At 33.3% G+C, this 21,779-nt stretch carries 20 protein-coding genes; 16 read left to right on the forward strand and 4 right to left on the reverse strand.

Features of this window, described 5'->3' with window-relative positions:
• Nucleotides 1-24: 24 nt before the first annotated feature.
• Nucleotides 25-933 carry a LysR family transcriptional regulator gene (locus BUR17_RS17410; protein ID WP_074231855.1) on the forward strand — a complete coding sequence of 303 codons (909 nt, stop codon included), beginning with the start codon at nt 25-27 and terminating at the stop codon, nt 931-933.
• A gap of 624 nt (nt 934-1,557) precedes the next feature.
• Nucleotides 1,558-3,150: an ABC-F family ATP-binding cassette domain-containing protein gene (locus BUR17_RS17415; protein WP_074231856.1), complete on the forward strand. Its 1,593-nt coding sequence runs from the start codon at nt 1,558-1,560 to the stop codon at nt 3,148-3,150.
• A 97-nt stretch (nt 3,151-3,247) separates the two neighbouring features.
• Here the strand turns inward: BUR17_RS17415 and BUR17_RS17420 are convergent, their stop codons facing one another.
• From BUR17_RS17420 to BUR17_RS17435, 4 genes are all read right to left on the reverse strand, one after another.
• Complete coding sequence (locus BUR17_RS17420) at nt 3,248-4,201, reverse strand: putative phage abortive infection protein (RefSeq protein WP_074231857.1); 954 nt, start codon at nt 4,199-4,201, stop codon at nt 3,248-3,250.
• A 242-nt stretch (nt 4,202-4,443) separates the two neighbouring features.
• Nucleotides 4,444-5,382, reverse strand: a complete 939-nt coding sequence (locus BUR17_RS17425; protein WP_074231858.1) for an alpha/beta fold hydrolase — start codon at nt 5,380-5,382, stop codon at nt 4,444-4,446.
• 300 nt (nt 5,383-5,682) lie between these two features.
• Nucleotides 5,683-6,285, reverse strand: a complete 603-nt coding sequence (locus BUR17_RS17430) for a YrhB domain-containing protein (protein ID WP_074231859.1) — start codon at nt 6,283-6,285, stop codon at nt 5,683-5,685.
• A gap of 120 nt (nt 6,286-6,405) precedes the next feature.
• On the reverse strand, nt 6,406-6,954 hold the full coding sequence (locus tag BUR17_RS17435) for a hypothetical protein (RefSeq protein WP_074231860.1): 549 nt from the start codon (nt 6,952-6,954) through the stop codon (nt 6,406-6,408).
• A gap of 161 nt (nt 6,955-7,115) precedes the next feature.
• On the opposite strand from BUR17_RS17435, the gene BUR17_RS17440 reads away from it, so the two are divergent.
• The 14 genes from BUR17_RS17440 (at nt 7,116) to BUR17_RS17505 (ending at nt 21,777) form a co-directional block, all read left to right on the forward strand.
• Nucleotides 7,116-8,402 carry an adenylosuccinate synthase gene (locus tag BUR17_RS17440; RefSeq protein ID WP_074231861.1) on the forward strand — a complete coding sequence of 429 codons (1,287 nt, stop codon included), beginning with the start codon at nt 7,116-7,118 and terminating at the stop codon, nt 8,400-8,402.
• Between the two features lie 680 nt (nt 8,403-9,082).
• Nucleotides 9,083-9,934, forward strand: a complete 852-nt coding sequence (locus tag BUR17_RS17445) for an energy transducer TonB (RefSeq protein ID WP_074231862.1) — start codon at nt 9,083-9,085, stop codon at nt 9,932-9,934.
• A 164-nt stretch (nt 9,935-10,098) separates the two neighbouring features.
• Nucleotides 10,099-10,872, forward strand: coding sequence for a ParA family protein (locus BUR17_RS17450; protein WP_074231863.1), 774 nt, complete (start codon nt 10,099-10,101; stop codon nt 10,870-10,872).
• A gap of 28 nt (nt 10,873-10,900) precedes the next feature.
• Entirely contained in the window at nt 10,901-11,791 is an 891-nt protein-coding gene (locus BUR17_RS17455) for a ParB/RepB/Spo0J family partition protein (protein ID WP_074231864.1), read from the forward strand.
• Nucleotides 11,792-12,430, forward strand: coding sequence for a DUF5683 domain-containing protein (locus BUR17_RS17460; protein ID WP_074231865.1), 639 nt, complete (start codon nt 11,792-11,794; stop codon nt 12,428-12,430).
• Between the two features lie 39 nt (nt 12,431-12,469).
• Complete coding sequence (dapB, locus tag BUR17_RS17465) at nt 12,470-13,171, forward strand: 4-hydroxy-tetrahydrodipicolinate reductase (RefSeq protein WP_074231866.1); 702 nt, start codon at nt 12,470-12,472, stop codon at nt 13,169-13,171.
• Between the two features lie 112 nt (nt 13,172-13,283).
• Nucleotides 13,284-14,927 (forward strand): signal peptidase I, encoded by a 1,644-nt coding sequence (lepB, locus tag BUR17_RS17470; RefSeq protein ID WP_074231867.1) that lies wholly within the window; start codon nt 13,284-13,286, stop codon nt 14,925-14,927.
• A 65-nt stretch (nt 14,928-14,992) separates the two neighbouring features.
• Entirely contained in the window at nt 14,993-15,607 is a 615-nt protein-coding gene (locus BUR17_RS17475; protein WP_074231868.1) for a WbqC family protein, read from the forward strand.
• Between the two features lie 83 nt (nt 15,608-15,690).
• Nucleotides 15,691-17,376, forward strand: a complete 1,686-nt coding sequence (locus BUR17_RS17480) for a S8 family serine peptidase (RefSeq protein WP_074231869.1) — start codon at nt 15,691-15,693, stop codon at nt 17,374-17,376.
• Between the two features lie 126 nt (nt 17,377-17,502).
• The gene (locus BUR17_RS17485) at nt 17,503-18,000 is read left to right on the forward strand and encodes a lipocalin family protein (RefSeq protein ID WP_074231870.1); all 498 of its coding nucleotides are present in this window, start codon (nt 17,503-17,505) and stop codon (nt 17,998-18,000) included.
• Between the two features lie 19 nt (nt 18,001-18,019).
• Nucleotides 18,020-18,709, forward strand: a complete 690-nt coding sequence (locus BUR17_RS17490; RefSeq protein ID WP_074231871.1) for an OmpA family protein — start codon at nt 18,020-18,022, stop codon at nt 18,707-18,709.
• A 109-nt stretch (nt 18,710-18,818) separates the two neighbouring features.
• Nucleotides 18,819-19,730: a UbiA prenyltransferase family protein gene (locus BUR17_RS17495; protein WP_074231872.1), complete on the forward strand. Its 912-nt coding sequence runs from the start codon at nt 18,819-18,821 to the stop codon at nt 19,728-19,730.
• 2 nt (nt 19,731-19,732) lie between these two features.
• Nucleotides 19,733-21,049: an FAD-binding oxidoreductase gene (locus tag BUR17_RS17500; protein ID WP_074231873.1), complete on the forward strand. Its 1,317-nt coding sequence runs from the start codon at nt 19,733-19,735 to the stop codon at nt 21,047-21,049.
• Nucleotides 21,050-21,051: 2 nt separating this feature from the next.
• Nucleotides 21,052-21,777 carry an SDR family NAD(P)-dependent oxidoreductase gene (locus tag BUR17_RS17505; protein ID WP_074231874.1) on the forward strand — a complete coding sequence of 242 codons (726 nt, stop codon included), beginning with the start codon at nt 21,052-21,054 and terminating at the stop codon, nt 21,775-21,777.
• The last annotated feature ends 2 nt before the right edge of the window (nt 21,778-21,779 follow it).

The raw sequence follows: 21,779 nt of genomic DNA on the forward strand, positions 1-21,779 counted from the left end.
TGTATCATAATTAAAATAACTAGTATGGTTAATTTAGAATGGTACCGCACTTTTAAAGCGATTTATAAAACCGGAACGTTAACCGGAGCGGCAGATTCTCTGTTTATTTCGCAACCCGGAGTAAGTTTGCATTTAGGCTCATTGGAAGCGTATGTTGGATACAAATTATTTGACAGAACCGGAAGAAAAATGATTCCAACTGAGAGAGGAAAGGTTTTGTTTAATGCAATTTCAGAACCTTTGACAAAACTTGAAGAAGTTGAAAAAAACTTTCAGAAATCTACCGAAAAACATACGCCAACCATCAGTGTCGGAATGTGTTTTGAGACTTTTCAAACTACTTTAGAACAGTATGTTTCGACGCTGGATTTTAATTTAATTATCAGTTTTGGTGAGTATCCTGAAATGCTCGACCAGTTGGATAAAGGAATTTTAGATTTAATTATCACTCCTAAAAAAGGAACATCGCCCAATATTCTGCACGAAGCATTTTCTTCTGAACAAATTATTTTGGTAGGCGGAAAAGATATTGATACAGAAAGTTTTGGTGAGGTTTTAAAAACCAAAGATTTTCAAAAAATTGAAAGCTGGCTGAAAAACGAAAAATGGTACGGTACAACTGGTGATATGGAACATCTTTTTCAGTTTTGGCTAATGAATTTCGGGCATAAACCTAATTTCAGACCCAATTATATTGTTCCAAACTTAAATTCGATTATCCGTTGTCTGAAAGGCGGAACGGGATTGGCCGTTGTTCCTGATTTTTTATGTAAAAATGAAATTGAAAGTGGTGAAATACAACTGATTTGGGAAGGCGATAAAAAACTTGAAAACACTCTTTACTTTGGCTGCAGAAAAAAGACAATGTATCAATCTGAAATCGACCACATCAAAGGACTTTTCAGACAGGTGATGAGTGGAGTTGAGGTTTAATTTTTAGTGATTTTTTTTGTTGTACAAGAAATAAAAAATCAGTTTTTTGTACTAAAAAGGTTTGTTTTGAGATTGCTTTACTTCAACAAGTTCGATAAAAGCTCACTGCAACTTCTCGCAATGACGATAATAATTCCCCTCCTTTGGAGGGGTGGCGAAAATTTCAAAGAAATTTTTGACGGGGTGGTTCTTTAACTTCAAGATTTTTCACACTATAATTTTTATTCTGCAAGGATCTAAATTTTTATGATAAAGATTCGTATAGGGATTCCTACAGAATGACAAACTGTGTATTTATGACAGAATTTGAAATGAAAGACCGAAAATCTAGCCCAGATTGCAGTGAAAATCCTTTTTTTGAAAAAAAAGATTGTAACGAAAAGCGGGAAAAAGCTCCTAAAAAGTACGGAAGATGAAAGCGGGAATTTTATAGGTTTGAAAATAGATTTCTCCTTTGTCGAAATGACAAACTCAATGTAGAAAAAGCTTCGAAAAATAAATTTCATTATCTTTGCATCACACAAAACCCAAAACATCAGACATGTAGAATTTAATTTCTTTCAAATTTAATAAACAATAACGGAAAATGTTATTGCAGTTTAACCTTACTAAAAGAAAGAAATTATGCTTTTTCTACATAATATATCCTTTGGGTTTCCAGCGGGGAATCTGCTTTTTAATTCTATCAATTTAACGATACCTACTCATTCAAAATCGGCTTTGGTCGGAAGTAACGGCATGGGGAAATCTACCTTGCTGAAAATTATTGCAAACGAAATTGAACCTTTGGCAGGAAATGTCAATATTCATGGAGATATTTTCTATGTTCCACAGATGTTTGGAAATTTTAATGATTTGACGGTTGCGGAATGTTTGAAAATCGATCAAAAACTTGATGCACTTCAAAAAATAACCAATGGCAAAGTGGATGAAATTTATTTTGAAACTTTAAATGATGATTGGGACATTGAAGAACGCTGTCAAAATGCCTTGAAATATTGGAAACTTGAAGATTTAGATTTAAACCAAACTTTGGAAAGTTTGAGTGGCGGACAAAAAACAAAGGTTTTTCTTGCAGGAATTCAAATCAATCAGCCTGAAATTATTTTACTCGACGAACCTACGAATCATCTCGATTTGGAAGGTCGAAATCTGTTGTACGATTTTATTGAAAAAACAAATTCAACGGTTGTGATTGTGAGTCATGACCGAACTTTGCTGAATTTAGTTGATACTATTTTTGAACTGAGCAATCAGGGGATTTCAACATATGGAGGAAATTATGATTTTTATGCCGAACAAAAAGCAATTGAAAATGAAGCTTTGCAAAACGATATTCATTCTAAAGAACGTGCTTTGAAAAAAGCTAAAGAAAAGGAACGTGAAACTTTGGAACGCAAGCAAAAACTCGATGCACGAGGAAAAGGAAAGCAGGAAAAATCGGGTGTTGCAAGAATTATGATGAATACACTTCGTAATAATGCGGAGAAAAATTCCTCAAAATTAAAGTCTGTTCATGCCGAGAAAATCAATGATATTTCTGGTGATTTGCGGGATTTGCGTTCGTCGGTGAGAAATGCTGACCAGATGAAAGTGAATTTTAATGATTCGAATTTGCATTCGGGAAAAATCTTGATTTCGGCGGCGGAAATTAATTTTAAATATCATGAAGAAAATCTTTGGAAAGAAAATCTCAATCTTGAAATCCGAAGTGGAGACCGAATTTCTATCAAAGGTTCGAATGGTTCTGGGAAAACGACTTTGATAAAACTGTTGTTGGGAGATTTGCAACCTTTTGTCGGAACTATTTCGAAGTCAGAGTTTCAGACAATTTATATTGACCAAGAATATTCTTTAATTGATAGAAATGCAACGGTTTATGAATTTGCTGAAAAGTTCAATGATAATGCAATGCCGGAATCTGAAGTGAAAACTTTGCTTTCAAGATTTTTATTTGGAAAGGAAACCTGGGATAAAATAGGTGATGTTCTGAGCGGTGGAGAACGTCTGCGACTTTTGCTTTGCGGACTTTCCATCAGTAATAAAGCTCCCGATATGATTATTCTCGATGAACCTACGAATAATTTAGACCTTCAAAACGTGGAAATTCTGACGAATTCTATTAAGGATTATCATGGAACTTTGCTGGTGATTTCGCATGATGAAGTTTTTTTGGATGAGATTTGTGTAAGTTGTGAGATTTTGTTGAAATTTTAATTATTATTTATTGTCGTAAAATTTAAAAACGAATGATAAATTATTCAATTTTGTCATTCGTTTTTAATATAGTTGGTATTTTCAATTAGAAATTTTATTAACCATCAGATTCATATAAATAATCATTTAATTTATTAGGTATTGTTAAAAATTTTGGATTATTTATTCTTATATCTTCTTTTATCTTGATGAAAAAATCTTCATCTAAAAATAATTTGCTAGATAAGTTATGAATCATTCTGTAATCGCTGAAAAATTTATTGTCTTCCCATGCTTTTCCATATCCTGAAACCCAATTATAGAATAACATAACTTGTTCAAAATTGCTGAGTTGAGCTCTGAGTAATTGTAAATATTTTCTTTTATTTGTATAGTCAATAATCTTATTATCATAATTAACAACGAATTTAACTGTATGATACAAATGTCTGTAGTAATGTCCTAGATTATTTTCATGTCCTTCAAATAACGGAAATGTAGATTTAATAGTAATACCATCAATTTCGTTAGATGATTGTTTTGTTTTAACTGTTCTATCTATAAATTCAGTTTTATGTATATTTTTAATTGCTAAAAGTTCATTAAAAAATTTATCCTCTTTTTCTAAACCGTTAAAAAATGTTTTATATGCTTCATCAAAAGCAATTTCTTTATCAAAATTAATTTTTAGAATGGTTTTATAAGCAATTTCTAATTCATTTGAGAAATAAATAAATACGTCTCTTCCCTTTATTTCATTATAAGATTTAGTCCAATTAATGTGTACTCCAGCTGAAGTTCTATTTGAAACTAAAGTGGTTTGTTCGATTTGAATTTCATTTACATTTTCTTTATGTAGTCTTAGCATTTCATAAAAATGAGATTCAAATTGTTGAACTTTAAATTGATTAGTAATTTGCTTATTAGCAACGAATTGAATATAGAATGCTAAAAAGGTTATAAAAGCTGCGCTTAGACCTATTATTGGATTCATAATTCCTCCAAAATAGTCGCCAAATTCATTAGCGTCTAAAATCCTCTTGTTTGATATTAAATAATTTTTATAATCCATTGAGCATTCTGTATTTATGAAGTAATTAATTAAATAAAAGCTACAAATAAATAGTAAAAGAATGCTAATAATTGCGAGAATAGTTGTAATTGTCTTATCGAATTTCATGGATATTAATTGTTTTAATTCCAAATATATATAATAATGTTATTAATAAAAAAAGGTAAACCGTAATGATTTCCACCCCACCCAAAAATAAAAATTTCTTCGTAACTTTATAAATGGGAGTAGCTGAAGTTATTTTATTTTAAAAGTTTCAAAATCCATTGATGAATTTCATTCAACACGTTTTCTCTGATTTCTTCATTCAGTATTTCATGACGCATTTCAGGATATATTTTCATATCTACATTTTTAAATCCGTCGAGCTTTAAATTATCAACAGTCTTCGTCACGCCTTTTCCAAAATCTCCGATGGGGTCATTTTGCCCGCTTACAAAAAGAAAAGGGAAGGACTTCGGAATGGTTTGTGCCCAATTTCTCGCAGTTGCTTTTTTATATATATTGAATAACGCATAAAACGCATTGTTGGTGAACGGAATTCCACAAAGTTCATCCTTAGAAAACGCATTTCTATTGGCTAGATTCAGGCTGAGCCAGCTTGTATCGCTAAAATCTTTATCTTTTTTAAATTGTTTGTTGTTGACAATATTAAAAATGTTATTGAAAAAAGTTCGTTTTTGAGGAGCTAGTTTATTAGCTAAAGAAAAATAGGTTTTCACCAAATTAATTCCTGTTAAAGGTCCGCCCGTTCCTGTAATAATAGCACCGGAAAACTTATTGCTTGTTTTTTGAAGAAGACACCGCGTAATAAAAGAACCCATCGAATGTCCCAAAATGAAATGTGGAACATCAGGATATTGCTCCATCAGAAATTTGCTCATCTTTTCGGCATCAGTAATCAGTTTTTCATCCGGATTGTTGCGTTGAAAAAATCCAATATCTTTCTTTTCTTTTACCGATTTTCCGTGTCCTAAATGGTCATAAGTCAACACCGCAAATCCTCGATTGGCAAAATATTCTGCAATTTCTGAATATCTTCCACTGTGTTCCTGCATCCCATGAACGACTTGTAAGGTTGCTTTTACAGGAATTTCTTCGGGATAAAATAAAGTGTAAAAGAGTTGGGTTTGATTGGTGGTATTTTCAGATAAGTATCCTGATTTTTGTAGTGATTTCATGGTGTGGATTATCTTTGGTGGATAATCAAAGATATGGTAATTATGGGAAAGTTTAAGTTTAATAGAAATTCTGACGAATTCTATTAAGGATTATCATGGAACTTTGGTGGTGATTTTGCGTGATGGGAGCCTTTGGAGAATATTGGAGTGAATGGTGAGGTTATTTTGTATTAAAAAATGTCTTTGTAAGCTCTAAACCTCATAGGTTTTTAAAACCTGTGAGGTTTGTTTCCCTAAACATGTTATTTGTCATTCCGCAGGAATCTAAGCTGTTGAAAGGTTTATACGGAATGATAATGATTATTGAGACTCTTGTAAAAGTGTAAACTCACAATATGGATACTTGTTGATAAGTTCAACAAGTACATTATAAAGGTAGTCATTAAATCGGTTTCCTAAATTCAAGGGTAATTTTTTAAATTTCTTTTGGAGTTGTTCTTTATTATAATAGTGATATGAGTTCTCTTTGTTTTGATTTGTAAGAACATATTGAACTTTATATTTCAAAAGAAGTGAAATTACTCCCTCCTTATCATCTTCATGAAGTTTATTAATTACCCAACTATAATTGTCTTTCCAAATATCGTAATCTTTTTGAAAAATTCGGACTAATCTTTCTTTATTTAATTTATTTATAACGTCAATTCTTGCTGTTTTACTTCCAAAAGCACTTCCATAATTGACTATTCTTCCATCTTTTTTAATAATAAACATTGGACCTTGTCCGATAAGCATGTCTTCAAAATCTGCAGTCATCAAAAATTCTTTTGATTGATATGAAAAATAAAATAAATCTTCAAAATTTTCTGCATATTCTTCAACAACATCTACATCATCACCAATGTTTTCTAAAAGATATTCTCTTGCTATTTTTAAATATTCATCTTTTGAGTTTTCTTGCATTTTATTTTACGTATTTTTTGTGAAGATTGTTTAAGAATTTTGTGCGGTTGAAGTTTTTAACAAAACCTGAGTTTTCGCCTTTTTTGAGTTGAATAATTAAATTAGATTTTATTTTCATCGTTAATTTGGAATATTCATTTCTTGACCATGCTTGTAGTACTTTAATGTATAAGAAGGTTTTGTGCCAACAATTATCTTTACAAAAACCCCTATTTGGTAATCTAAATTATTATCATAATCTTCAGAAGTGTAACTTTTAAGCTTTAAGTCATCATAAACAAAAGGAATGTTACTTGAACTTTTTTTAACTTCTATTATACATAAATTATATTTTAGGCTACCTCGTTTATGTATAATTATATCTGGAAATACAGCTCGATTTGTATATTCTTTTTCTAAATCATTTTCTTCTTTTTCCTTTAATAATTTTAAAGCCTTTAATTCTGATTTGAGAATTGAAATTGACTTTCTTTCGTTATCTCTAGTGATATCTCCGTTATATTCACAATCAATATCTAAGTCGTAGCCATTAAATTCATTCTGTATATAAAGAGCAAGTTTATGACAAATTGATTGTTCACTTAAATCCTTTTCTATTAACCAGTAATCTTTTTCTATAAGGGATTTTAAAGAGTTTTCTATTTTTTCTATTATAAATTCGTCTTGCATTTTACTTGTAATCAATTTATCTCAAATTTAAAAAATAAATGTTTAACGAAAAATTTCTCAACAAGATGATTTCCACCCCACCAAAAAATAAAATCTATCACAAATTTGCCCACCCAATTTTTTAAAAGTAATTTTGCATGAATCTAAAATAAAAGTAAAATATGTCAACTTACGTAGTTGTAGGTCTTCAATATGGAGATGAAGGTAAAGGAAAAATAACGGATGTTTTATCGGCAAAATCAGATTATGTAGTGCGTTTCCAAGGAGGCGACAACGCTGGTCACACGGTTTATGTAGGCGATGAAAAGTTTGTTTTGCACCTTCTTCCATCGGGAGTTCTTCAGTGCAAAGGGAAGTGTATCATTGCCAATGGAGTAGTGGTAAATCCTAAATCTTTCATTAAGGAGGTGAATCAGATCGAAAGCAAAAACATGAGAACTGATCACATTTTCATCAGCAGAAGAGCGCATGTCATCATGCCTTACCACATTCTTTTGGATACTTACCGTGAGGAAGAGCACGGAGGAACGCAAATCGGGACTACTAAAAAAGGAATCGGACCATGTTATGAAGATAAGATTGCAAGAATCGGTATCAGAATGGTAGATCTTTTGAATCCTGAGATTTTAAGAGATAAAATTGAGAAAAACTTAAAAGTTAAAAACTCTCTTTTCGAAAAATATTACGGAAAACCGACTTTGGATGTTGAAGAGATCTACAATGAATATTTAGAGATCGGGAAGCAACTTCAAGATAGAATCGTAGATACTGAATTAGAATTAAACGAAGCCATCAGAGACGGTAAAAACGTATTGTTTGAAGGAGCGCAAGCTTTGATGTTAGACATCGACTTCGGAACATATCCTTACGTTACTTCATCTTCTCCTTCAACTGGAGGAGTTTGTACAGGAGCGGGAGTTCCGCCAACTTCACTTCAAAACTTGATTGGTGTTGCAAAAGCATACTGTACAAGAGTTGGAAACGGACCTTTCCCATCTGAATTAGACAACGAATTGGGTGAGAAAATCAGACAGATCGGTGGTGAATTCGGAGCAACTACAGGTAGACCAAGAAGAACAGGTTGGTTAGACCTTGTTTCTTTGAAGCACGCTTGTATGATCAATGGGATCAATAACTTGGTAATTACGAAATTAGATGTTCTTACAGGAATTGAAAACCTTAAAATCGTTACTCATTACAAAACTGAAGACGGAAAAATCATCGATTATTTCACCTCTTCAACAGAAAAATTATACAACTACGAACCAATCTATCAAGATCTACCGGGTTGGAACGAAGACTTGACGAAAGTAAGAAGCTACGACGAGCTTCCTGATACTGCTCAAAAATACATCGAGTTTATCGAGAAGTATTTAGGAATCAACGTATACTTGGTTTCTGTAGGTCCTGAAAGAAGTCAGAACATCATCAGAAAAGAATTGTTCTAAGGAATATTTTCAAATAAATAAAAAAGAGACTGTCAATTCGATAGTCTCTTTTTTTTGTCATTGCGAGAAGTAATAGCAAGCCTGTGCTGAGCTTGTCGAAGCAAAGCAATCTCAAACATACATAAATAAATCCTGTCATTCAAAACGAAGCGAAAGCGCAGTGAAGAATCTAAAAACTATCAACTAATAAACAACAACCAAAAACTAATCTTTTAGAAGCTATTTCCCGCTGTCCACTATATCTTTTTTGTTTTTCCAAACTTATTCCCTTTGCCAAAAAACAAAAAAGGATGTCGTTCCCATCGGGGCTAGGAAAGTGGGTTTCTTTTAAAAATTAAGGTTGAGCGAGTTTTTTTCGCATTCTAAAACCACCCCGTCAAAAATTCTTCCGAATTTTCGCCACCCCTCCAAAGGAGGGGAATTAAAAAAGCTGTTTCAATCATGATGTTTATTCTCAATCATGTAACTTCCATCAACCATCAACTATCAACTATGAATCATCACCCAACTTCAAAAACCTTATTCATAAAATAGTTAAATTTTAAACTTTAACACTGATTTTGATATAAAGTTAAGTTTTTGTTAATTTTTTGGCAGAAATTTTGATAGTGCTTTAAAGATTATTTCAAATAGTATTGAAAACTGATAATCTATATATTAACAATTTTAATTTTATAGTAATGAAACACCTAGAACACAACCAGGAATTTCGACTGAACGAAATCCTTTTCGAAAACCGTAACAAAGCGTATGGTGCGTATGTATTAAGAACAGAATCAGACAGGATTTTAACCAAAGCATTTTTTATAGGTGTCGGTTTATTGGCTGCGGTTTCTATTATTCCAACTGTAATTTCTGCTTTTCAATCAACTGAGTCGGAGCCAACTGGAACAACACAAGGACCCATTGTATTGGTCATCCCGGATGAACCTGTTGTAAAACCACCTGAAAAAGTGACTCCACCTGAAAAGGTAACACCACCGCCTCCGAGTGTAAAACAATATAATGCTACAATTGCTACCCCTACAAGAAATGCAGATGAGAGTAATATTGTAAAAGATATTCCGAAAGATGCAGTTGCTGGTGTGAAGAATGATTTTATAGCGCCACCTGCAACACCAGGTGTTCATATTCCTGCCGCTTCAGATTCTGGATCTGGAACAATTGTTCCGCCAAAGATTGTTATACCAACTGATCCGGGACCTGATAATTCAGTAAAAGGAACAGATGAATTAAGTGTAACAGCTAAATTCGAAGGCGGTATCGATGCTTTCAGAAATAAAGTGATGAATAAGTTTGATGTTTCTGCTTTTCAAGATGAAGGAACTGTAAATACAACAGTTACTTTTATTGTAGAAAGAGACGGAACCATTTCTGATATTAAAACCAACGGAAAAGATGCTTCTTTCAACGCAGAAGCAATCAGAACCATTAAAGCCGTAAAAGGAAAATGGGAGCCTGGTAAAAATAAAAAAGGGGAATCTGTAAGAAGTTATTTTAAGTTTCCAATTACCATGAAATTTGATAATTAATATCTTAAACGCGAATCTCAATAGTTATCCACAAAGATTTATTTTTGTGGATAATTTTTTTTATGTCTAAAATGCTTGTTAACAATATTTTAACTCTATTTTAGTTTTAGTCGTTCCCCAAGAGCAGAGAAAAAAGTGTATTTTTGAAGCTTAAAGTTTGAGCAATGGCAAAAATTATAGGTATCGCTAATCAGAAAGGTGGAGTAGGAAAGACTACTACTGCCGTAAATTTAGCTGCAGCATTAGGAGTTTTAGAAAAGAAAATCTTAATCATTGATGCAGATCCACAGGCAAATGCAACATCAGGTCTTGGTGTGGAAGATGTGCCGTATTCTACCTATAATCTTTTGGAACACAGTGTTGAAACAAGAAACTGTATTCAGCGAACAACAACTCCGAATCTGGATATCGTACCTTCTCACATCGATTTGGTAGCTGCTGAAATTGAATTGGTAGACAAAGATAACCGTGAGTACATGCTGAAAAAAGCATTGGAAGAAGTAAGAGACGATTACGATTATATCATCATCGACTGTGCTCCGAGTTTAGGTTTAATTACAGTGAATGCTTTAACGGCTGCAGATTCTGTAATTATCCCAATTCAGTGTGAGTATTTTGCTTTGGAAGGTCTTGGAAAACTTTTGAACACGATTAAAAATGTTCAGAAAATCCATAATAAAGATTTAGATATCGAAGGATTATTGTTAACGATGTATGATAGCCGTTTAAGACTTTCAAATCAGGTGGTGGAAGAAGTAAACTCACACTTCCCAGAAATGGTTTTTGAAACAATTATCAGCAGAAATGTAAGATTAAGTGAAGCGCCAAGTTTTGGTGAAAGTATCTTGAACTATGATGCTGAAAGTAAAGGAGCGATCCAATACATTCAGCTTGCAGAAGAAGTTTTGTTGAGAAACGAAAAATTAGTAAAAAATTAAAAGCATTAGCCAATAGCTGTAATATAATATGAAGGACAAAAAAAGAGCGATGGGACGTGGTTTGGGAGCAATTTTAAGTGCAGAATCAAAGGCTACGGTCAATACAGCAACTGATGAAGGAGCAGATAAATTTGTAGGAAACATCATGGAAGTTTCCATCGAAGATATCTATCCAAACCCGACACAGCCAAGAACTTATTTTGACGAAAAAGCATTAAACGAACTTGCACAGTCGATTACAAACTTAGGCGTTATTCAGCCTATTACGTTAAGAAAAGACGGTGAAAAGTTTGAAATTATTTCTGGGGAAAGACGTTTCAGAGCGAGTAAAATTGCGGGATTAACGACGATTCCGGCATACATTCGTTTGGTGAATGATCAGGAGCTTCTTGAAATGGCTCTTGTGGAAAATATTCAGCGTGAAGATCTTGATGCTATCGAGATTGCACTTACTTATCACAGACTTTTGGAGGAAATTGGTCTTACTCAGGAAAATTTAAGCCAAAGAATCGGAAGAGACAGAAGTACGATTACCAATTCAATCAGATTGTTGAGGTTGAGTCCGGATATTCAGAATGCAATCCGTAGCGGAGAAATTTCTGCAGGTCACGGTAGGGCGATCATCAGTCTTGAAAATGAAGAGCATCAGCAAACTTTATTTGATTTAATTATCAAAGAAAAACTGAATGTACGTCAGTCTGAACAAGCAGCTGCTGCTTTGAAAAATCCAAAATCTCCGGCAGCTAAAAGAGCAAAAGCTGAGCTTTCTAATAATTATAAAAGAGCACAGAAAACGATTGCAGATATTCTTGATGTAAAAGTTGAGATAAAAACAACAGGAACCGGTAAAAAAGGCAAGATTGTTTTAGATTTTAAAAATGAAGATGAGCTGGAATATATTTTATCTCATATTAAATAAATGAAAAAAATAGTTTTCATCTTTTTACTTTTTTTATCAGGGCTGGCTTTATCGCAAACCAATCCAAGAGATACGATCAGATTAGAGCATTATGCGACTGATAGTATTCCTGCTGTAAAGCCCCAAGCTGAAGCTAAAGTTGTTGAAGATATCGAAAAAGCAAATGCACCTGCATCTTTAAAAGTAAAAAAACTGAATCCTACAAAAGCAGGTCTGTATTCTGCGGTGTTACCGGGATTAGGGCAGGTTTACAATAAAAAATACTGGAAAGTTCCTGTTGTTTTAGGAGCAGTAGGAACCGGAGTTGGTATTGCAGTCTGGAACCAAAATCAGTATAAAAAGTACCGTGAATATTACATTGCAAAACTTAATGGTGCTCAAAATGACTTCCTGGACAGAAATCCGACTCTTGATAAAGTGGCATTAGGAAATGCACAAGACAGAGTGAAAAGACAGAGAGATTATGCAATTGCAATTACAGGTTTAATTTATATTTTAAATATCGTAGATGCTGTTGTAGATGCACATTTGTATGAAGGTCGTAAAGATCCTGATCTAACATTAGCTCCTGCGGTAATCTATGATGATTTTAATACTAATCCTCCAAAAACAGGTTTAGCATTAAGTTTCAGATTCTAAAAAGATAATAAATAGTAAGATAATAAGTTTTAAAATTTTATGAAAATAGCATTAGTTGGATACGGAAGAATGGGGAAGATTATCGATGAGATTGCCTTAAAAAGAGGGCATGAAGTTGTTGCCCGACTGAAAGAAACTCCGACCGCTGAAAACCTTAATAATCCTGATGTGGTGATTGAGTTTTCACTTCCTGAAGTGGCTTTTGATAATATTAAAGCTTGTCTTGAAAATAAAATTCCGGTAATCTGTGGAACAACAGGCTGGCTGGAAAGAAAATCTGAAGTTGAACAGTTAGCCGTTGAAAACGAAACTGCATTTTTATATGGCTCAAATTTCAGTTTAGGCGTAAATTTATTTTTTGCTTTAAACGAAAAACTCGCAGATTTAATGAAAAATGTGGATGAATATTCTTGCCAGTTGGAAGAGATTCATCACATTCATAAGCTTGATGCTCCGAGCGGAACTGCTATTTCTTTAGCAGAAGGAATCATTAAGAATAATAATAAATTTGATGCATGGAAATTGGAAGAAACTCAGGACAAAAACTTGGGTATTTTTGCCATCCGTGAAAATGAAGTTCCGGGAACTCACTCTGTTTATTACAGAAGTGAAGTAGACGAGATTGAAATAAAACACACCGCATACAACAGAAATGGCTTTGCTTTGGGAGCTGTAGTTGCTGCAGAATGGATTAAAGATAAAAAAGGAAACTTTACAATGAAAGATGTTTTAGGGCTCTAGATTTGTAACAAAATCCCTACATTGCAAACTAATAATAGAGAATTTGTATAAGAATCTATTACTTATTACACATAGCTCATTAATCATAATTACAGATTAGGCACAAAAATTTATGAATTATTTTTTAACGTACACAGTTTATGTTCTCATTTTATCAGTATTGATGGGGATTTCCACTTGGAAGCTGTTTAAGAAATTAGGGTATAGTCCGTTATTCGCATTTATCCCTTTCTATAATTATTTCATTATTCTTAAAGAAACGAAACACCCGAAATGGTGGGCAATCTTATCATATTTACCAATTGTAGGTCCTATTATGATGAGTGTTTTTCATTTGTATTTAATGAAGAAATTCGGGAAAAATCTATTCAAAGATCAGTTATTGACTGTGATTTTGCCGTTTATCTATATGGCAACGGTAAACTACTCTAAAGATACCGAGATTGAAGACGAAAATGATTTGTATCTAACGGAAGAAGAGAAAAACGCAAAAAAGAAAGATACCTTTATGGGATCAATCACTTTTGCGGTTGTTTTTGCAACGATCATCCACGTTTTTGTAACACAACCTTTCGGAATTCCTACCGGTTCAATGGAAAGAACTTTATTGGTTGGAGATTTCCTTTTTGTAAATAAATGGAGCTACGGTTACAGATTGCCTATGCGTCCTGTAGCCATTCCTTTCTTACAAGGAACAATAATGGATACCGGTGAACCAGGAAATCCTAAAGACGATCCTAAATCATATGTTGAAGGAATAAAATTACCTTACGAAAGAATTTTCCAATTCAGCAAACCTCAGAGAAATGATATTGTCGTTTTCAACTATCCAAGAGATTCTGTGCATGTTTCACTAGACAGAGCAGATCCTTATGTAAAAAGATTAGTTGCTGTTGCAGGCGATACTTTTGAAATGAGAGATGGTAGACTTTTCGTTAACGGAAAACCGGAAACTGTTTTAGGAGATCAGGAAGTTCAGCACAGATATATTGTAAACACAGGAAGTCAGTTAGATATTCCAAGTTTATATAATACATTTGGATTTTTACCCGTTCAGGAAGGACAGAATGAAAAAGGAGGATTTGTATATTATTTTCAAGGGTTAACTGCAAAAACAGCTGCGGAAATTAAAAAACTTCCTCAGGTAATTGATATGCAGGAGCATATTCAGCCAAAAGGAGAATCAGCGATTGCATATCGTGATGAAACAAGAACTAAAATTGATACCACGAATTCTATTTTCCCAATTAATAGCGGATGGAATCAGGATCAATACGGTCCGCTAAAAATTCCTAAAAAAGGTGATGTAGTTACTGTTAATCAGCAAACGTTACCGGAATATCAGTGGATTATTAAAAACTACGAACATAATTCGTTAGAAAATAAAAACGGAAAAATTTTCATCAACGGAAAAGAAACCAATCAATATACTATTCAACAGGATTATTATATGATGGTGGGAGACAACAGAGATGCTTCTTTAGATGCGAGATTCTTTGGTTTTGTTCCTGAAGAAAATATTGTTGGAAGACCGATGTTTACCTGGATGAGTTTACAGGGAGCTTTTAAAGATTCAAGCTCATCTTATCAGGCTCCATTCAAAATCCGTTGGGACAGAATGTTTAAAGCAACCAATACAGGAGAAGCCAACAAAACTTCGTATTGGTGGATTGCAGCAATGATACTTGTTCTTTTCTTTGGCTGGGAATATTTTATGAAATTATTCGGAAAGAAGAAAAAAGAAGACGAGATATAATTAAAATTTAAAAATAAATAAAATGAAGTGTTTGAAAAAATGCTTCATTTTTCTATATAATAGTTATGCAGAATATATTATTACCGGTATTTTATTTACCCCCTATTTCATGGTTTTCAGAATTTTTGAATGTTGAAAATGAAGTGGTGTTTGAACAGTTTGAAAGTTTTCCTAAACAGACTTTTAGAAATCGTACCAATATTTATGGAGCCAACGGCAGACTTTCATTAATTATCCCAATTGTTCATAATGGAAATCGTGAATTCAAAGATACGGAAATGTCTTACCGCGAAGATTGGCAAAAAATTCACTGGAAATCTATTAAAACAGTATATCAAGGTTCGCCATATTTTGAATACTATGAGGACAAATTAGAAAAGCTATTTGAAAAGAAAGAAAAATTTCTGTTAGATTTCAATTTAAAAAGTATAGAAATCGTTCAAAATCTTCTAAAGACAGAAAAGGCATACTCTTTGAATGAAGAATATATCAAAAATCCTGAAGAGGTTAATTTCAGAGAAAAGTTTTCTGCAAAAAAGACTTCAGAATACGAAATGGCTGAATATTTTCAGACATTCTCAGATAAACTAGGATTTTTGCATGACTTATCGATTGTGGATCTTATTTGTAACAAAGGCCCGGAATCGATGACTTATATTAAAAATATTAAAAAATTATAATCAAACGAAGCTGTAGAATTGGTGAAATGCCTATGAATATTGCTTTTACAGATGATTATTAAATTAATAAATAAATTCTACATATGAAAAAGGTAATATTAGCCGCAGTTTTTTTAGCAGGCTTTACTTATTCATCAGCTCAGCAAACTCCTGCAGTTGATCCAAAAGAAAACAAAGACTTAATGACTTGGTATCATAAAGATTTTGCGACGACAAAAGTTTATGGTGTTAATACTGAAAATGCATACAAATTTTTAGAATCGAAAGGTTTAAAACCTAAAACGGTAGTTGTTGGTGTTTTGGATAGCGGAGTTCAGGTAGATCATCCTGGATTGGTGAAAAATATGTGGACAAATCCTAATGAAGTTCCAAACAACGGTAAAGACGATGACGGAAATGGCTACATTGACGATGTTCACGGATGGAATTTTATTGGCGGAAAAAATGGTGATATCGGTATAGATAATATGGAAGTTACCAGAGTTGTAGCAAAATACAAACCTGTTTTTGAAGGCGACAATTCTACTCAAAACAAAGCAAATCAGGCAAAAATGCCGGAAGAATTTGCATTGTATATGAAATCGAAAGAGCTTTTCACTAAAAAAAGTATTGATGCAAGACAGAGTTTTCAGCGTTATACGATGATTAACGAATCTATTCCATCAATGGCTACGATTTTAGGAGGACAGCCATTAACTGCTGAAACTCTTAAAAATAAAAAACCTTCTACTCAGTTGGAAGCTGTAGCATTAGAAATTCTTAGTAATATTGCTAAAAGTCCTGAATTTGCAGGAAAATCAGCAGCAGAAATAGAACCTAAGCTTAAAGAAGAGGTTAAAGGAGCTTTAGATCACTTTGGTCCGATGGCTAAACAATACGATCTTAATTATGACCCAAGAGCAGAAATTGTAGGTGATAATTATGATGATTATTCTGAAAAAAATTATGGAAATAATCATTACCAAGGTCCGGATGCAGAGCATGGAACGCATGTTTCAGGAATTATTGCAGGTTTACCACAAGGAAAAGAAGTACAGTACGGAGTTGCATCAAGAGTTGCAAAAATTATGTCTGTAAGAACGGTTCCTAACGGAGATGAGAGAGATAAAGATGTTGCTAATGCAATAAGATATGCAGTAGATAACGGAGCGAAAATTTTAAATATGAGTTTCGGAAAACCTGTTTCGCCGGGTAAAAACGTAGTTTGGGATGCATTTCAATATGCTCAGGATAAAGGTGTTCTTCTAGTAAAAGCTGCCGGAAACGAAAACGAAGACGTTGCAGAACACTTGGCTTATCCTACCAATTTTAAAAATATTACAGACGACGCTCCTTTCGTAAATAATGTTATGGTTGTGGGAGCAAGTACCAACAGAAATAACGAATTAAGAGCTGATTTCTCAAATTACAATAAAAAAATGGTGAATGTATTTGCACCGGGAGAAGAGATTTATTCTACGGTTCCTACGAACGAATACAGTTATCAGCAAGGAACTTCTATGGCTTCACCTGTAGCCGCAGGAGCAGCAGCGGTATTATTGGCTTATATGCCAAACCTTAAACCTGCACAGATTATTGAAGCTTTAGTAAAAACAAGCAATGCAAGTACTGAAAATGAATTCGGAGAAAAATCTCAGGCAGGTGGAGTAATCGACGTGAAAAAAGCTGCAGAGTATGCATATAATAATTTCTACGATGGAAAATCGAATACTGTAAAAACAAAAACGATAAAAAAAGCGAGACCTGCTAAGAAGTCTGTAAAGAGATAACAATCAGATAGATTGAATATAATTTAAATAGAGCCTGAGTTTTTTCAGGCTTTATTTTTTTGAATAAAGTAAAATTTGGCATGGTTTTTTGTATTATCTTTAATGTTAAAATAATAAAACTACAATATGAAAAAGTTACTACTTGCAGGTATAGTGGGAACCTCACTTTTTGCAGTGTCTTGTTCCACAGTAAACAAAGCTAAAGATGCACAAAATGTAAGATCAGAATTTCTTAAAATGAAAGGCGATTGGCAGATTGTAAGCATCAATTACGATAAGCAGTACAAAATCAAGCCTTTTGATGAAGGCGCAGATGCACAATGTTTTGTAGGAAGTCACTGGAGATTTATTCCCAATAACTATTCTGGCTCTTATACATTAAACGGAGGTGGTTCTTGCCCAAGTGTAATTCAGGCAATAAAAGTTGATATTAAAGGAGATACTTTTACCTTTAAAAAAATTGCAGACGGTACAAAAGCTAAACAAAATACAGCAGGATATACTTTAACTGTAATTAATAATTCAACAGACCAGTTTTCTTTAGAACAAAATGTGCCATTCGACGGAAATAATATCAGAGTTGTTTACAACTTCGAAAGAACAGGAATGGACTACACTAAATAATTAATAAAAATATTTTAAAATGAAATTTAATAAAACATATATAGCAGCATTATTCTTATCATCAGCTTTGTTGTTAACAAGTTGTGAAGCAGTGCAAAATTCTAATCACCAACAAAGAGGTACTGCAGCCGGAGTTGCTTCAGGAGCGGTAATTGGTGGGATATTAGGAAATAATGTTGGAAAAGGTAAAAACGCAGCATTAGGAGCTGTTTTAGGAGGTATTATCGGTGGTGTTGCTGGTAACGTTATCGGTAACAAAATGGATAAGCAGGCAAAAGATATCAAAGAAACTTTACCTGGTGCAGAAGTAGAAAGAGTAGGAGACGGTATTAAGATTACAATGAACGAAAGTATTGTAACTTTTGCATTTGATTCTTCAGATCTTACAGCACTTGCCAAAACAAACTTAGATAAATTAACGAAAGTTTTAGTAGATAATCCTGATACAAACATCAATATTTACGGGCATACTGACAGCAAAGGAGCAGATGATTACAACCAAAGACTATCTGAAAGAAGAGCTAATTCTGTAAAATCTTATTTGATGACTAAAGGAATTGCATCAAGCAGATTGTTCGCTTTAGGTGAAGGAGAATCTATGCCGGTTGCTTCAAACGATACAGATGCAGGAAGAGCTAAAAACAGAAGAGTAGAGTTTGCAATTACAGCAAATGAAAAAATGATTAACGACGCACAACAAGGTCAATAGTTATTTAACATATAAATATTATTTCTTAAACCGCTTTGGCGGTTTTTTTGTATTTTTATACCTGATTTTTTTATCATAAATCGTTATTTTTGCAATCGAAACCACATTAATGAAGAAATATTTAAAACTCCTTCGGGTAGAACAATGGGTAAAAAATCTTTTTGTATTTGTTCCGCTTTTTTTCTCGGGTAATGTTAAAAACCTAGATTTACTTAGTAAAAGTATTTTTGCATTCATCATATTTTCTCTGGCTGCAGGTGTTGTTTATATTCTTAATGATTATAACGATATTGAAGCAGACCAAAAACACCCCGAAAAAAGAAGACGTCCGCTTGCAAGCGGAGCTGTTTCAAAGAAAACAGCAATAAGCATTCTGATTGGTTTAATGATTGTGGATGTAGCTCTTATTTTATTCGCACAATTTTATTTTCATCGTCCAATCTGGAAATTTGCTTTCATTATCGCATTTTATTTTGTGATGAATCTTGCGTATACATTCAAGTTGAAGCATGTTCCGATTATTGATATTTTTATCATTGCTATAGGTTTCGTCCTTCGTGTACAGGCAGGAGGTTACATTACAGGAATTTTTATTTCGCAGTGGGCGACTTTACTGACCTTTGTTTTGGCATTGGTTTTAGCAATAGGAAAACGCAGAGGAGAGCTTATTAATGCACAGATTTCAGGGAAGACCAGAAAATCTTTAGATGGTTATAATGTACAATTTGCAGACATTGCACTTTCTATTTCTGTAACTTTAGCAATAGTTTGTTATCTTATGTTTACACTTTCTCCCGAAGTGCAGCTCAAATCTCACTCGAGTATTTTTTATACCGTAATATTTGTTGTTTTTGCATTTCTAAGATATTTGCAGCAGACATTGGTTTATAATCGTACAGAATCTCCAACAAAAATTTTATACCGGGATCGGTATATTCAGATTACTTTGGTTTTGTGGGTGATCTCGTTTTTAATATTGATTTATTTTAAGCACAGTATTATTAATTTTAATTTACTGTAATTATGAAGCCAAATTTCATACAAAAAGTTACTAACTGGGGCAATTTTCCTATTGTGGAAAAAGAGATGAAGTCGGAAGACAGCTTCAGAAAGATTAAAGAATTCGTACAGAATCATAACGAGGTTATTGCAAGAGGAAACGGAAGATGTTATGGTGATGCCTCATTGGGCGAAAGTATTTTTTCCACTAAAAAATTAAATAAATTCATCAGTTTTGACCGTTTAAACGGAATTATAGAATGTGAATCGGGTATTTTGCTGTCTGATGTTTTAGAAATATCAGTTCCGCAAGGATATTTTCTTTATGTAACGCCTGGAACAAAATTTATTTCAATTGGTGGTGCTATTGCATCTGATGTTCATGGGAAAAATCATCATTCTGAAGGTTGCTTTTCAGAATATGTGATCGATTTTAAATTGATGACAGAAAATGGCGACATTATTATCTGTTCAAAAGAAGAAAATTCCGAAAAATTCTATGCAACAATCGGTGGAATGGGACTTACAGGAATTATTCTTTCGGCTCGATTTAAGCTTAAAAATATAGAAACAGCCTACATTCGTCAGGAAAGTATTAAAGCTGAAAATTTAGACGAAATATTCAGATTGTTTGATGAAAGCGAAAGCTGGACTTACACTGTTGCCTGGATCGATTGTTTACAAAAAGGAAAAGATATCGGAAGAAGTATTTTGATGAGAGGTGAACATGCTTTTGCGCACGAACTTCCTCAAAAGTTTTCTAAAAATCCTTTACGATTAAAGAAAAAGTTTTCTCCGACTGTACCGTTTTATTTTCCGGGATTTGTTTTGAATGCTCTTACTGTAAAGCTTTTTAATCTGTTATATTTTAAAAGACAGACCAAAAAAGAGGTGAAGAATTTTATCGATTACGAAACATATTTCTATCCGCTGGATGCGATTAATGATTGGAATAAAATCTACGGTAAATCAGGTTTTATTCAGTATCAAATGGTGATTCCAAAGGAAAATGGAAAAGAAGGAATGAAAAAAATTCTTGAAACCATTGCCAACAGCGGAAACGGTTCTTTCCTTGCTGTCTTAAAATTATTCGGAAAAAATAATCCTGAAGCATACAATTCTTTTCCAATTGAGGGATATACTCTTGCGTTAGATTTTAAGGTAAATTCTAAGCTGAAAAAACTGGTCGAACAATTAGATCAAACCGTGCAGGAATTCGGTGGGAGAATTTATCTTACCAAAGACAGCATGAGCAAATCTTCGCTGACCGATTATCTTAAAAATGTAGAAAGTTCGAAATTTGTGTCTTTACAGCACAAAAGAATCTTAAATAATAAGTAAAAATGATAGTTCTCGGAAGTACCTCTGAAGTAGCGCAGGCTTTTGTGGAAAAAGCTTTGCAGGAAGGCGAAAAATATGAAAGGATTTATCTTTTTACCTCAAACAAAGAAGCAACAGAACGTTTTGCAAAACATATCGATGTGAAATTTTTGCAGCAATCTGAAATCATTGAGCTTGATTTAACAAAAGAAATTAATTATTTTGATTTCGATCATGTCAATTCTAATGTTTTGTTCTGTGCGACCGGATATTTGGGTGAAAGTACCGAAGATGGCCTTTATGACAATAAAAATACAGAACGGATTATTGATATTAATTATTCAAAACTGGTTCCTGTAATTAATTATTTTGCACAGAAATTTGAAAGCAGAAGATCTGGAACAATCATTGGTCTTTCGTCGGTTGCGGGTGATCGCGGTAGACAGAGTAATTTTATTTACGGAAGTGCAAAAGCGGCTTTTACAGCTTATTTGAGCGGTCTTAGAAATTATCTTTTTGAAAAAAAGGTTCATGTTTTAACGGTGAAACCCGGTTTTATGGCAACAAAAATGACCGAAGGTTTACCATTAAATCCTAAATTAACAGCAACTCCGAAACAAGCGGCTGAATGTATTTACAAGGCTTTCAAAAAACAAAAGAATGTTGCATACGTTTTACCGATTTGGGGCGTTATTATGATGATCATCAGAAATATCCCTGAATTTATATTTAAAAAATTAAAGCTTTAACT

The organism is Chryseobacterium scophthalmum, assembly GCF_900143185.1.
Lineage (GTDB): Bacteria > Bacteroidota > Bacteroidia > Flavobacteriales > Weeksellaceae > Chryseobacterium > Chryseobacterium scophthalmum.